At 72.3% G+C, this 14,211-nt stretch carries 9 protein-coding genes and 1 pseudogene; 8 read left to right on the forward strand and 2 right to left on the reverse strand.

All coding sequences use genetic code 11. The features are described from left to right. Window positions 1-420: 420 nt before the first annotated feature. From hemG to NBX02_RS08735, 4 genes are all read left to right on the forward strand, one after another. Window positions 421-1,983, forward strand: coding sequence for a protoporphyrinogen oxidase (gene hemG, locus NBX02_RS08720; protein ID WP_250290851.1), 1,563 nt, complete (start codon window positions 421-423; stop codon window positions 1,981-1,983). 284 nt (window positions 1,984-2,267) lie between these two features. Beyond that, window positions 2,268-3,014 carry a hydrogen peroxide-dependent heme synthase gene (gene hemQ, locus NBX02_RS08725; RefSeq protein WP_250282122.1) on the forward strand — a complete coding sequence of 249 codons (747 nt, stop codon included), beginning with the start codon at window positions 2,268-2,270 and terminating at the stop codon, window positions 3,012-3,014. A gap of 1,004 nt (window positions 3,015-4,018) precedes the next feature. After that, the gene (locus NBX02_RS08730) at window positions 4,019-5,644 is read left to right on the forward strand and encodes a sugar transferase (protein ID WP_445548331.1); all 1,626 of its coding nucleotides are present in this window, start codon (window positions 4,019-4,021) and stop codon (window positions 5,642-5,644) included. Between the two features lie 436 nt (window positions 5,645-6,080). Beyond that, window positions 6,081-7,145 (forward strand): phosphotransferase, encoded by a 1,065-nt coding sequence (locus NBX02_RS08735; protein WP_250282120.1) that lies wholly within the window; start codon window positions 6,081-6,083, stop codon window positions 7,143-7,145. A 249-nt stretch (window positions 7,146-7,394) separates the two neighbouring features. On the opposite strand, the gene cysC is transcribed toward NBX02_RS08735, so the two are convergent. Beyond that, entirely contained in the window at window positions 7,395-9,152 is a 1,758-nt protein-coding gene (cysC, locus tag NBX02_RS08740) for an adenylyl-sulfate kinase (RefSeq protein ID WP_250290853.1), read from the reverse strand. A gap of 350 nt (window positions 9,153-9,502) precedes the next feature. Between cysC and NBX02_RS08745 the strand changes: the two genes are divergently transcribed. From NBX02_RS08745 to NBX02_RS08755, 3 genes are all read left to right on the forward strand, one after another. Further along, the gene (locus tag NBX02_RS08745; RefSeq protein WP_250282140.1) at window positions 9,503-10,249 is read left to right on the forward strand and encodes an inositol monophosphatase family protein; all 747 of its coding nucleotides are present in this window, start codon (window positions 9,503-9,505) and stop codon (window positions 10,247-10,249) included. Window positions 10,250-10,462: 213 nt separating this feature from the next. Beyond that, entirely contained in the window at window positions 10,463-11,377 is a 915-nt protein-coding gene (gene cysD, locus NBX02_RS08750; protein ID WP_250282138.1) for a sulfate adenylyltransferase subunit CysD, read from the forward strand. Window positions 11,378-11,536: 159 nt separating this feature from the next. Next, a complete protein-coding gene (locus NBX02_RS08755) occupies window positions 11,537-12,781 on the forward strand; it encodes a GTP-binding protein (protein WP_250282118.1) in 1,245 nt (414 codons plus the stop codon). 71 nt (window positions 12,782-12,852) lie between these two features. Here the strand turns inward: NBX02_RS08755 and NBX02_RS08760 are convergent, their stop codons facing one another. After that, window positions 12,853-13,677 carry a pyrimidine reductase family protein gene (locus NBX02_RS08760; RefSeq protein ID WP_250290855.1) on the reverse strand — a complete coding sequence of 275 codons (825 nt, stop codon included), beginning with the start codon at window positions 13,675-13,677 and terminating at the stop codon, window positions 12,853-12,855. Between the two features lie 289 nt (window positions 13,678-13,966). Between NBX02_RS08760 and NBX02_RS08765 the strand changes: the two are divergent. Further along, window positions 13,967-14,211 (forward strand): annotated as a pseudogene (locus NBX02_RS08765) (cell division protein ZapE); the annotation flags it as partial.

A 14,211-nucleotide genomic window follows, 5' to 3' on the forward strand; every position in this document is an offset into this window, starting at 1 on the left:
GGTGCGGCCCACGGCTCATGCGGCATCGTGCGGCCCGGGCGGCGCGGTGCGGCCCGCGCGGCATCGTGTGGCGCCTGGCACGGGAAGTCGGGCTGGAGCTGGCCGTCACGGGCGGCGCGGTGCGGCCCGGGCGGCATCGTGTGGCGCCGCACGGTATCCGCTGTGGCGCGGCGTAGGTCTTAAGTGACTTTATGCGATGTTATGTGACGCCGTGTGGGCGGCCGGGTGCCTTTCCTCACCCTTGCCGGGCAATCTTCGCCCGTCGCGGTCCGGCGGGCGGACGCGGGAGGAAACTGGTGCGGGTCACGCAACATGCGGCCGTCGGCCCGGGCCGGCACGCCGCTGGACAATGGCGGCCGGTGCGCGGACGGTGGCCAGGCGTATCGGGTGAGGTGGCCGTAACGGGAGGAGCGGGTCTGCATGCGGGTCGTCGTGGTCGGAGCGGGTGTCGCGGGGCTTGCGGCCGCCCATGCACTGCGGGGCCGAGCCCAGGTCACCGTCGTGGAGGCCGCCGACCGGGTCGGGGGCAAGCTGCGGACGACCCCGTTCGAGGGGCTCGAGCTTGAGGAGGGCGCCGAGTCGTTCCTCGTCCGGGTGCCGGACGCGGTGCGGCTGGCCCGTCATGTGGGCCTCGGCCACGACATCGTCCACCCGGCCACCACCAGCGCGTCGCTGCTGATCTCCGGCCGGCTGCGCCCGCTGCCGCCGCGGACCCTGCTCGGCGTCCCGACCGACGTGGTCGGCCTGCTGCGCTCCCGGGTGCTCTCCCCGGCCGGGCTCGTGCGCGCCGCGGCCGATCTGGTGCTGCCGCACACCCCGCTGCCGGCCGATCCCACGGTCGGCGGCTTCGTGGGTGCCCGGGTCGGCCGCCAGGTCGTCGAACGCCTGGTGGATCCGCTGCTCGGCGGGGTGTACGCGGGGCGGGCCGACGCCATGTCGCTGCGGGCCACGGTCCCGCAGCTGGCCCCGATCATGTCCGAGAGCCGTTCGCTGCTGCTCGGGGCGTACCGGGCGCGGGCCCGTACCGCGCCGGCCGACCCCGCGTCCGCCCCGGTGTTCGCCTCGGTGCGCGGTGGTCTGGGCCGCTTCGCCGCGGCCGTCGCGGACGCCAGCGAGGCGGAGATCCTGCTGGGGACGCGCGTGCGCAGGCTCAGCCAGACCGCCGCCGGCTGGCGGGTGAGCCTCGTCGGCCGTGGGCCGCGGGCCGTGCCGGACGGCGCCGGCGGTGACACCGGCGCGGGCACAGGCCCCGGCCCCGATGCCGGCCTCACAGCCGGCCTCACAGCCGGCCTCACAGCCGGCCTCACAGCCGGCCTCACAGCCAACATCGAGGCCGGCATCGCGGCCGGCCCTGGCGCCGACGCCGTCGGCGGACACAGCGCCTGGGACGTCGACGCCGACGCGGTGATCCTCGCCGTACCCGTGCCCGAGGCCCGGCGGCTGCTCAGCCCGGTGGCGCCGTACGTGGCCGCGCCGCTGGCCGCGGTCCCGTACACGTCGGTGGCGTTGATCACGCTGCTCTACCGCGGGGTACAGCTGCCGCGGGGCAGCGGCTACCTCGTCCCGCCGAGCCAGGGCAACGTGATGAAGGCGGCCACGTTCCTGTCCGCGAAGTGGCCGCACGTGTCGACGGACCCCGGCCTGAGCGTCGTGCGGGCGAGCGTCGGCCGGGCCGGCGACGAAGGCGATCTGGAACGTTCCGACGTCGAGCTCGCCGGTGTCGTCGCGGCCGAGCTGGCCGCCGCGACCGGCCTGACGGCCCGGCCGCTGGCGAGCCGGGTGACCAGGTGGGACGCTGCGCTCCCGCAGTACCTGCCCGGCCATCTCGAGCGGACGGCGGTGGTGCGCGGGATGCTGCCGGCCGGTCTCGCGCTGGCCGGCGCCGGGTACGACGGGGTGGGCATCGCGGCGTGTGTCCGCTCCGGTGAGGCCGCGGCGGAGACGGTGCTGCGTTCCGACGATGCGGTCCGGGTCGGCCAGTGACCCGGCGTTCCGGACGCGGCCCGTTCGCGGTCCGCGGCCGGCCTGAGCGGTGGTCCGCTTCCGGTCGGTGACCCGGCGTCCCGGGTGCCGGGCCCGTTCCCGGACGGTGGCCCGTTCGTGGACGGTGGCTCGTTCGTGGATGGTGACCGGGCTCCGGGGGTGCCCGTGGGGTGCTGGCGGGCCCCTGCCGGCCCGGCAGATGATCACGGCCGGTGGGATGGGGCTCCGCGCGCAACCGTGGGTACCCGCGGGCCTCCGCCGGCCCGGTAGGCGACAATTGGGCCATGCCCGAGACTCCCACAGCCATCACCGAGACTCCCGCGACCGGGAGCTCCCGAGGCGGTCCCGTCCCCTCCGCCCGGGATCTCAACGCCGAGCTGCTCTACACGTCCTGGTCGGTCTTTGCGGCGCGTGACGCCCTGCCCGCGGACCGGACGGCGATCGCGGCCGAGGTGGAGGACCTGCTGGACGGGGCGCTCGCCAAGGACGTCTACACCCGGGGCGTCTACGACCTGAGCGGCTACCGGGCGGACGCCGACGTCCTGCTGTGGTGGACCAGCCCCGACCCCGACCTGCTCCAGGAGACCTACCAGCGGTTCCGCCAGAGCGCTCTCGGGCGGGCGCTGGCACCGGTGTGGTCGTCGGTCGGCCTGCACCGGCCGGCCGAGTTCAACCGCAACCACGTGCCCGCCTACGTCCGGCGCGAGGACCCGAAGGCGTACGTGTGCGTCTACCCGTTCAACCGGTCGCTGGAGTGGTACCTGCTGCCCGACTACGAACGCCGCGGCATGCTCGCCGAGCACGGGATCATGGGCCGGGAGTTCCCCGACGTCCGGGCGAACACGGTGGCCGCGTTCGGGCTGGGTGACTATGAGTGGCTGCTGGCCTTCGAAGCGGACGAGCTGCACCGGATCGTCGACTGCCTGCGGCACCTGCGCGCCAGCCGGGCGCGGGCGCACACCCGCCTGGAGACACCGTTCTTCACCGGTGTCCGCAAGCCGGTCGCCGACCTCGTCGCGGCCCTGCCGTAGGCGGCCCTGTCACGGGCGGTCCTGCCGTAGAGACGGTCCTGTTATAGGCCGCCCCGGGGCGGTTCGCCGGACGTACCGGCTTCTCGCCGGATGAGCCCCGGCCTCCTGGCCGGGCGCCGTTTTGGCCAAACGTTGGTTCAGCCGGGCATGGGTTTGACCAAACGTTGGTTTGGTCGGGCGTTGGTTTGGCCGGGCACGGGTTTGGCCGGGCGCGAGCGTGGCCAGGTGCTGGTTTTTCCAGGTGTCTGTTTAGCTGGGTGCCTGTTCAGCCGGGTGCCGGTTCGGCCACGGCGTCGGCCGCGGCATCGGTCGCGGCTCCGCCCCTGGCGGATGCGGGTGCCGGCACCGGCGCTTCCCTCACGCCTCCGCTTCTTTCAGTAGCTACGGAATAACTTTTCGCAGCGAAATGGCGTTGCCTCGCCAGGGGAATAACTTTCCGCATCTTCTCGTGTGTATGTGGTGAGCATATGGCCCTCCGTCCGCCCGGTTCCCCCCGGATAAAGAGGGCATTACGTTGCAATTAAGGCTGTCGCCTGCCGCCTGTCGGCGACTGCCGGGTGGGTTTGCCTCATGCCGTGAACCGTGCGACGCCTCTGCTAGTATCCGCCACATGTTCACGGCCGTTTGTCCGTACCATCCGGCCAGTTGCTTTCTGTAGTCGCAAGGAGGTTGCTGGATTATCTGTCCAGCAGTGCCAGTATATTTTTTCCGTTGTTGTCAGCCGGCTGTCCGGGTGGGGGAGTTCGATGGGCGTGGAGCGATGTCCGGTGGTCGCCGGACGGTTCGTGGTAAGGACTGGTCTCGATACCGTCCGTGTTTTTCCACGGTGGCCGTAACGATTCACGTGGGCGTCCGTGTGCCATGGAGGGACGGCCGCGCGTAATGGTTGCGGAAGGTGTCCGGTCGCATGCCGGCCGGGTAGCCTCCTGGCCCGGACCGAAGCAAACCAAAATTTTTCAATCCCAGCGGACAGTAACTTGCCCGAGTCCTGGGGGGGACTGGCAGTGACAGAAACCATGCCCGATGGCGCGCGGACGCCGACGGGTGCCGCAGCGGCACCCGTTATACCCGTCCTCAGCGTCTGGCCGCACAACGACCCTGCTTTCGTCGACGTTTCCCGGCTCGTCCGGCAGCGACTGCCCAGCCGGTCGGCAAAGCCGTTACCGCCGGTTCCGGAGACGGTTCAGAAGGATATTGCCTACCGGGCCCAGGTCGGCTGGGAGCGCAGATACGTCCGGCTGCTCGCGATGTTCGACGCGGCCGGCTGCGTCCTGGCGGCGCTCATGGCCTTCCTGGTGCGTTTCGGCGACAACCCTGCGTCGTCCTGGCCGTATATTGTGATGAGCGGCGTACTGCCGTTGGCCTGGGTGCTGTCGATGGCGTTCGGGCGCGCCTACGAAGGGCGTTTTCTCGGCGGTGGTTCGGAGGAGTTCAGGCGGGTCATCAACGCGTCCGCCCGGCTCACCGCGTGCGTCGCGGTCATCTCCTACGCGACGAAACTTGAGATCGCCCGAAGTTACGTCCTCATCGCGTTCCCGATGGCGACGCTGCTCGCGGTCGTCGGGCGCTGCTGCGGGCGGGGGATCCTGCACCGTATGCGCCGTGGTGGGCGCTGCCTGCACAGAGTCCTGGTCATAGGCTCCGGTGACGCCGCGGCGACCCTCGTCCGGCTGGCCCAGCGCGACCCGACGGCGGGCTGGTCCATGGTCGGCGTCTGCCTGGACCGCCTGCCCGGCCGGCACAGCCACGACCGGCTCGAACGCAGCGGCTTCGACCTGCTCGGCGTTCCCATAGTGGGGACGCTGGAAAGCCTGCACACCGCCATCGGGGCGACCATGGCGACCACCGTCGCGATCTGCCCACAGATGGACGGTGAAACGCTCCGCCGGGTGATGCTGGCCCTCGAGGGCAGCGACATCGACGTTCTTGTCAGTTCGGCGCTCACCGACGTCACCGGCCCCCGGATCTCGATCCGTCCGGTCGCCGGGCTTCCTCTGCTGCATATCGAGGAACCCGAGCTCACCGGTGCCCGCCGGGTTCTCAAGGCATGCGTCGACCGCGTTTTCGCGTTGGCCGCGGTGCTGCTCGCACTGCCGTTCCTGTTGGCGGTCGGTATCGCTATCCGAGTGACCAGCCGTGGCCCGGCGATATTCAAACAGACCCGGGTGGGCCGTAGCGGCGAGACGTTCCGCATGTACAAGTTCCGCTCCATGTACCTCGATGCCGAGGAGCGTCTGGAAGAGCTGCGCGCCGCGAACGAGCGCGCCGAGGGCCTGTTGTTCAAAATACGCGACGACCCGCGGGTGACCCCCATCGGCCGCTTTCTGCGCAAATGGTCGCTCGACGAGCTGCCCCAGCTGTTCAACGTCCTCAACGGGAACATGTCGCTGGTCGGCCCGCGGCCGCCGCTGCCGGCGGAGGTGGCCCGCTACGAAGGCGACGTGCACCGCCGGCTGATGGTCAAGCCCGGTCTCACCGGGCTGTGGCAGATCAGTGGCCGGTCCGATCTGGAGTGGGACGAGTCCGTCCGCCTGGACCTGCGTTATGTCGAGAACTGGTCCCTGGCGATGGATTTCGTCATCCTGTGGCGGACGTTGTTCGCGGTGGTGCGCCGGGAAGGTGCCTACTGACCTGACACCCACCGAGCCCATATCGGCTACCCGCCAGCCATCCACCGGTCATCCACGAGCTGTCCGTCCACTGACACGGTGTGCCGCCGAACCACCTACCGGCGCGCAACGGCGGCACACCGTGTCGACATTTCGGGTTGATATTCCGGATCGACATGCTGATATTGGCATGTTGGACCGACATGCCGAACGGCCCGCGCGAGGGACTGAGCGAGGAACGGTATGGACCCGATCGTCGCCGCGAACCTGCGTTCCCGTGCCGACGGCCCCCGGGCCGTCATGGTGGATGGCGGATGTTCCTCTCGTCCGGAGGGCCGCTGGTTCCCGCCGGCGTCGCGGCCGTCCGGTGCTCGTTGGCCGGTGTTCACGGTCCCGTCCGGGGCGGCCTGGTTGAATCGGTCCGTGAGCGCCGAGTGCCCGGATCCCGGGCCCGCGGATGGGTGAGCGTACCGGCGGCGGAGCCGTCGATGCCGAGCTGGTGGCCGCGCTGGCCGCGGTCGGCCGGCGGGTCGTGGGGGAGCGGGAACCGGCCGCCGCGGCTGTCCTGTCCGCCCGCCACGACAGGCTGCTGGTGCGTTACGGCGACGCCGTCCTCAAGGCCCACGCGCCGGGGACGGATCCGGCGCAGCTCGCGCTGCGGCTGAGCCTGGCGGCCGATCCCCGGCTGAGCGACAGCCTGCTCGCGCCCCTGCCCATCCCGGGCGCGGACGCGCCGGGACTGCTCACCCGGGCCCGCGGCCGGCTCGTCAGCGCCTGGCCGGTGGGCACGCCCCTGTATCCGGACGATCCCGCGGCGATACCCGAGACGGCCGTCGACGACCTGCCGTGGGAGCAGGCGGCGGCCCTGCTCGCCCGGCTGCACGCGGTACCCCCGCGGGGGCCCGTCCCGCCGGCGAGGGTCCGCCGGGGTGTGGAGCGCGCGATGGCGAAGCTGTCCGGCCTGCCCGCCTCGGCCGGCGGCGACCCTGCCGTGGGGGAGGTCCTTGCCGCGTACGCGACGCTCCTGTCCGAGGAGACGGCCGGCGCCCACCCGCGCGCGGGCCGCACCCGGACGGCCCGCACAACTCGTACGACCCATATGATCCACCACTTGGCCCGGGCGGCCCCCGTCTCCGCCCCCGCGCCCGGGGGCGTACTCGTGCACGGGGACTGGCATCTGGGCCAGCTGCTGCGGCTCGACGGCCGGGGGTTACGGATCATCGACGTCGACGATCTCGGCGCCGGGGACCCGGTGTGGGATCTCGCCCGGCCGGCCGCCTGGTACGCCGCCGGTGTGCTGGCGCCGGCGGCGTGGGGCCGGTTCCTGCGCGGGTACACCGCCGCCGGCGGCCGGGCCGTGCCGCCCGACGCCGACCCGTGGCCGGTGCTGGATGCCCCCGCCCGGGCGCTGACCGTGGCATACGCGGCGAGCGCCGTGGCGGACAGCGTGCTCACCGGCGTCCCGCTCGACAGCGTCTCACGGGCCTTCGTCGACTGCTGCCACCGTATGCGCCGGCTTTGACTCCCCGGCACGCATGCCGCCCGGCCGTCGGTGACAACCGCTGCCGGGACGGCGGGAACGATCTGCCCCAGCCGGCCGGAATTTCATGATCGTAAACGGTCCGGCCATGGAAGTGAGGGCGGAAACGGTCGCCACAGCAGCCGTTTCCGCCCTCACTCTCATGCGTGACGTGAGGTGGCTTTCACCAGTCGGACGGGATGCGGCCGGCCGGCCGGTGCGCTGATGTGGGGTTCTTGGCACGGGACGGGGTCAGGGGGCCAGCCAGCCGTCGGTGCGCAGGCGGCTGAGGACGGTCTGGACGGCGTCGTGGGGGGAGGCGTCCACGGTGTCGATCACGATGTCGGCGTCGGTGGGTTCCTCGTAGGGGTCGGAGACGCCGGTGAAGGACGGGATGATGCCGGCGCGGGCCTTGGCGTAGAGGCCCTTGCGGTCCCGGGCCTCGCAGACCTGGAGCGGGGTGGCGACATGGACCAGGACGAACCCGCCGCCGCTGTCCTCGACCATCGCCCGGACCTGGCGGCGGACGTCGTCGTAGGGGGCGATCGGGGCGCAGACGGCGGTCCCGCCGACGGCGGTCACGGCCGCCGCGACAAAGCCGATCCGCAGGACGTTGGCGTTGCGGTCCTCGCGGGAGAACCCCAGCCCCTTGGACAGGTGCAGCCGGACGACGTCCCCGTCGAGCAGGGTGACCCTGCGGTCCCCGCGTTCCAGCAGCCGGCACACGAGCAGCTTGGCAAGCGTCGACTTGCCCGAGCCGGACAGCCCGGTGAACAGCACGGTCAGGCCCCGCTCGCCGCGCGGCGGCTGCGCCCGGACCAGCTCGGCCGCCACCGCCGGCGGGGTCAGCGGCGGTGGCAGCCGTGTCCCGCGGTCGAGCAGCATCGACAGCGCGGCCGCGCCGGGGGCGCTGGGCGCCGGGCCCGCGGTCATCGCGCTGAATCCGTAGGCGAGGCAGACCTGCATCCGGTAGGCCAGCTCCCCGGCGAGGGCGGGCTCACTGTCACGGTCGTCGATCTCCGGGCTGGCGCCGCGCCGGTACTGGCCGTCACCGCCGTCACCGCCGCCGCCGCCACCGCCGCCGCCAGCGTGGCCGCCGCTGTGGCCGGCAGCCGCCTGCCTGTCGCTGCCCGTGACGGTCTCGGGGCGGATGACGCTTTCCGGGCCGAAGGCGACCGACTCCGTCAGACGGGTGACCGGCCGCACCGGTACCAGGGCGAGCATGGCCCGGACGTCGCCGATCGTGGCCAGCGCCGCCTTCAGGCAGCGGATGCGCAGGTGGTGGCGGGCGTCGGCGGAGTCGGCCCCGCCGACCGGGGCGAGTACGACGACAGCGTCGCCGCCGGCGCCCAGCGCCTCGATGCGGTCCAGGTCCGCGGTGTGCAGCAGGCCGTCGGCCCACACCGCGACGGGCGCCGGCTCGTCCGCGGCGGTCCAGCCGCGCCGGAGCAGTTCCGCGCGCAGCGCCGCCGGGGTGAAGCGCAGCTCCGGATAGTCGGGATGCTCGGGCAGCCGCAGCCCTTCGACCGTCCCGGACAGGGCCGAGCCCACGACCTCGGTCAGGTGCAGCGCGGCGAGCATGACGCCCTCGGAGTCCCGCAGGGCGACCGTCGAACCGGCCTGGAACTTCTCGGCGTCCTGGGCGCCGGCGCCCCCGGCGTCCACGATGTACTGCGATGCCGGGTGCTGCGGTGCCGGGTGCTGCGCGGGCAGCGGCGAGGCCGGTACCGGGGAGATCGGCGCTGGGACCGATGCCGGCGAGGGCGCCGTCGAGGGCGTCCGAGCGGAACTGGCCGGGCCGGCTGGGCCGCTTGGGCCGGCTGGGCCGTTGCGTCCGTGCGCTGGTGGCAGGCCGCCTCGCGGTGGATACCCACCGGACAGCCACAGCTCCAGTTCCGCGAGCTGAACAGCGCTCAGTGTCACTGACTGCCAGCGCAGCGAGGCAGCGGTCAGTTCCGCGGCACGCGCTTCGTCGACCAGCAGTGCGGTCCTCTCACCGGTGGTACGCACACCGGTGACGGTAACGGTTGGCGTGCGTATCCCGCCGCCTGTGACGGGCTGACGCGCCGCCCGCCGTCACAACAGGTGGCACACTTCCGCTGATGAGCAGCCAGCGGCCGGCGGACGCCGGCGGGGGAGCCCCCGGCATATCCGTAGACGCCGCCACGGGTGGGCCCGCCCCCGGCGGCTCCCCATCCGATGATCCCGTATCCGGTGCCCTGGCGGCTGGCGACCCATCCGCCGCCAGCCCGGCGTCCGGTGTCCCGGCTGCCGCCAGCCCGGCGTCCGGCGTCCCGGCCGCCGCTGTTCCGGCTGCCGGTGGCCCGGCCCGCGTCGTTCCCGCGCTCGATGACGCCGCGTTGGCGGCGCGGCTGGCCACCGACGCGGGCGCGCTGCTGCTGCGGATCCGTGCCGAGCGGGGGTTCGCCGATCCCGCCGCGCTGCGGGACGCCGGCGACACCCGTTCGCAGGCGCTGCTGGCGGCCGCGCTGGCCCGCCACCGCGGCCAGGACGCGGTCCTGTCCGAGGAGGCGGCCGATGACCCCGCCCGGCTCACCGCCCGCCGAGTGTGGATCATCGACCCGTTGGACGGGACCCGGGAGTTCAGCGAGCCGGGCCGCTGCGACTGGGCGGTGCACGTGGCGCTGTGGCAGGACGGCGAGCTGGCCGTGGGCGCTGTCGCGCTCCCGGCGCAGGGCGTCACGCTGACGACCAACAGGCCGGCTGCCCCGGCTGCCCCGGCTGTCGCCCCCGCCCCGCCTGCAGGTGGTGGCGGCCCGCGGCTGGTGGCCAGCCGGACCAGGGCCCCCACGCTGGTCAGCACGGTGGCCGAGGCGCTGGGTGGCACGGTCGTGCCGCTGGGTTCCGCCGGCGCGAAGGTGGCGGCGGTCGTCCGTGGCACGGCAGACGCCTATCTGCACGCCGGCGGCCAGTACGAGTGGGACTCGGCCGCGCCGGTGGCCGTCGCCCGCGCGGTGGGCCTGCACACCAGCCGGCTCGACGGATCCGCGCTGGTCTACAACCGGGCGGACCCGTTCCAGCCGGACCTGCTGGTCTGCCGTCCCGAACTGGCCGCCGAGATCCTGACGCTGATCGGTGCCGGCTGATCGGTGCCGGTCACGAGCGGCCGCCCACCGGCTGGCAGCCACCGGCTGGCGATCAGTGGCTGGCGATCAGTGGCTGGCGATCAGTGATCGACGGTTACTGGCCGCTGGTCGCCGCGCGCCCGCCGGAGTCGCTGTCCCGGGGGCCGCTTCGTGGGCTACGTTGGGTGGAATCATCCGCCGGCTTTCGCCACTGTTCTCGACGGGGGATTCCGCGTGCCCGCGATCGGCTACGAGCTCACCCATCTGCAGACGCTCGAGTCCGAGGCGATCCACATCTTCCGCGAGGTGGTGGCCGAGTTCGAGCGTCCCGCGCTGCTGTTCTCCGGCGGCAAGGACTCGATCGTCATGCTCCGGGTCGCGGAGAAGGCGTTCTGGCCGGCGAAGCTGCCCTTCCCGCTGGTGCATATCGACACCGGCCACAACTTCCCCGAGGTGATGGCCTTCCGGGACGCCCGGGCCGTGCAGCTGTCCGCCCGCCTGGTCGTGGGCTCCGTCCAGGACGCCATCGACGCCGGCACCATCACCGAGGACACCCGTCCCGGCGCTTCCCGTAACCAGCTCCAGACGCCGGTGCTGCTCGACACCATCGAGGAGAACAGGTTCGACGCCGTCTTCGGCGGGGCGCGGCGGGACGAGGAGAAGGCCCGGGCGAAGGAGCGCTTCTACTCCTTCCGGGACGAGTTCGGCCAGTGGGACCCGAAGAACCAGCGTCCCGAGCTGTGGTCGCTCTACAACGGCCGGCACCGGCCCGGCGAGCACATCCGGGTGTTCCCGCTGTCGAACTGGACCGAGCTCGACATCTGGCGTTACATCGCGCAGGAGAACCTGGAGATCCCGTCGATCTACTACGCGCACACCCGGGAGGTGGTGGAGCGCGACGGCATGCTGCTCGCGGTGACCCCGCTGACACCGCCGCTGGCGGGGGAGCGGGTACTCTCCCGCCAGGTCCGCTACCGGACGGTGGGTGACATGTCCTGCACGGGGGCGATCGCGTCGGGCGCGGTGACGGTCGACGAGGTGATCGCCGAGGTCGCGACCACCAGGATCACCGAACGCGGCGCTACCCGGGCCGACGACCGGGTCAGCGAGGCGGCGATGGAGGACCGCAAACGGGAGGGCTATTTCTGATGGCCGTTGCGGCGGTTCCGATGGGCTGCTGCGGCGGTCGTCCTCCGATGGCCGGGGCAGTTCTTTCGACCTTCCGATGGCCGTGGCGGTCGCGATGACCGTGACGGATGTGTCGCAGGTGTTGGTTCCGGGTGCCCGGACGCGTTCTGGAGAGGTGTGATGAGGGAACTGCTGCGGGTCGCCACCGCGGGTTCTGTCGACGACGGCAAGTCCACGCTGATCGGACGGCTGCTGTTCGACACCAAGTCGCTGTTCTCCGACCAGCTGGCCGCGGTGGAGCGCACCAGCCGGGAACGTGGGGACGGCTATGTCGACCTGGCGCTGCTCACCGACGGGCTGCGGGCCGAGCGTGAGCAGGGCATCACCATCGACGTCGCCTACCGTTACTTCGCCACCCCGAAACGGTCGTTCATTCTCGCCGACACCCCTGGCCACGTGCAGTACACCCGCAACATGGTCACCGGCGCCTCCACCGCCGACCTCGCGTTGCTGCTGGTCGACGCCCGCAAGGGGGTGCTCCAGCAGACCCGGCGGCACGCCTTCCTCGCGTCGCTGCTGAGGGTCCCCCATCTCGTCCTGTGCGTGAACAAGATGGACCTGGTCGATTTCGACGAGGGCGTGTTCGAGAGGATCAAGGACGATTTCCGGGCGTTCGTCGCCAAGCTGGAGATCGTCGACGTGGCGACCATCCCGATCTCCGCGCTCGGCGGGGACAACCTGGTCTCCCGGTCGCCGAGCACCCCCTGGTACGAGGGCACCTCGCTGCTGCACCACCTGGAGGAGCTGCACATCGCCTCCGACCGCAACCTCATCGACGTCCGTTTCCCGGTGCAGTGGGTGGTCCGGCCGCGCACCGACGAGCTGCACGACTACCGCGGCTACGCCGGCCAGGTCGCCGGCGGTGTTCTCAAGCCGGGGGACGAGGTGATCGTTCTGCCGTCCGGGCTGACCTCGCGCATCGCCGCGATCGACACCTATGACGGGCCGGTGGCGGAGGCGTTCCCGCCGATGTCGGTGACGGTCCGGCTCGAGGACGACCTGGACGTCTCCCGCGGGGACATGATCGCCCGGCCGGCGAACCAGCCGGCGGTCGGTCAGGACATCGACCTGATGGTCTGCTGGATGGTGGACGCGCCGCTGCGGCCCCGGGCCCGGCTCGCGATCAAGCACACCACCCGGTCCGTCCGCAGCGTGATCAAAAATATCGCCTACCGGGTGGACGTCGACACCCTGCACCGGGACGACTCCGTCGCCGAGCTGCGGCTGAACGATATCGGCCGGGTGACGGTGCGCACGACCGCGCCGTTGTGCTTCGACCCGTACCGGCGCAACCGCACGACCGGCAGCGTGCTCCTCATCGACGAGGCCACCGGGGCCACCGTCGGCGCCGGCATGCTCCTCTGAGCGACGACCCGCTCTGGACACGGTCCGCCACGGGTGGCCACACGGTGGCCGCACGGTGGCCGCGCGGCTGGTCAGCGGCGCAGGTAGCGCAGGAACAGGTTGCCGTCCTCCTCGAGGACCTGACTGAGCGTCATCGTCAGTGGGGCCTGCCAGCGCCGGCCGCGGACCATCCGCAGATGGTCGGGGCCGGCGAGCAGCGGGGCAATGGTCACGCACAGCTCGTCGAGCAGGCCGGCGTCCGCGAGGTCGGCGTGCAGGGACGGCCCGCCCTCGCACAGGACGCGGCCCAGCCCTCGCTCGCCCAGAGCACGCAGGGCCACAGCGGTATCCACTCTGCGTTCACCGCAGACCAGGACGTCGGCGACCTCCGCGAGCGCCTTGCGCCGGGCGGGGGGCGCGGCCTCGCAGGTCAGCACCAGCGGGCGCACCGGCGCGGCGAACAGCCGGGCGGACGGGTCCAGCCGCAGGGCCGCGGAGACGACGGCGACCGGCGGGACCGCGTCCTGCCCGGCCGCGACCCGCCGCTCGCGCCGGTCGGGCGGGACGATGACCGGCCCGTAGTCCTCGGCAACCACGGTGCCGGCACCGACGAGGACGACGTCGGCGAGCCAGCGCAGCAGCCGGAAGACCCGGCGGTCGGCGCTCCCGCCCAGGGCGCCGGACCGGCCGTCGACCTCGGTGGCCCCGTCGACCGACGAGACGAAGTTCGACCGGACGTGCACCTGCCCGGCGGCGAGCGGCGGCAGCCGGTAGCAGGCGTCCAGGTCGACGGCGCCCACGGCGCCGCTGCTGGTACCGGCACCGGTCGTAACGCCGGCACCGTCCGTGACATCGGCGCTGCCCGCCGAGTGGGTACTGGCCGCGACATCGGCATTGCCGGACAACAGGTGGCGCACTCCGGCAACTCTATTCTCACCGGGGCGCACCGGGCCGCTGCGCCTTCCAGGGCTGCGCCGTGCGGTGCCGTTGTTGTGCTGTGCCGTTGTCGTGTCGTGTCGTGCTGTGCCGTTGCCGTGTCTTCCCGGGTTGTCCGGGCCCGCGCCGTCCATTGTGCCTTCTGAAAAGCAACCGGACCGGACGCGGGAGACCGGAAGTCACAGCGTCCGGGGCGAAAAAGATGTGAGCTCGCTCGCGTGACACTTCTTGGGACAACATCAGCCCGATGGTTTTTCGTAAGGTGTGGAAATGCCGGAACGTCTGGTCGACCGCCATCCTCAGGTACCCCCGGACGATCTGGTCGCGGCCCTGCTGCCACCGCCGCGGTTCAACGACGTCCGTTTCGACACCTATCGGCCGGATCCCGCCGAGCCGAGCCAGGCCGCCGCCGTCGTGGCACTCGGCCAGTTCGCCAGCCGGGTCGCCGGCGGCAGCCGGGCGGGGGAGCCCGCCGGCGGGCGCGGCCTGCTGCGCTTCGGCCGCCGTAACAGCGG

This window comes from Protofrankia sp. CiP1_Cm_nod1, from assembly GCF_920888515.1.
In the GTDB taxonomy this organism is placed as follows: Bacteria; Actinomycetota; Actinomycetes; order Frankiales; family Frankiaceae; genus Protofrankia.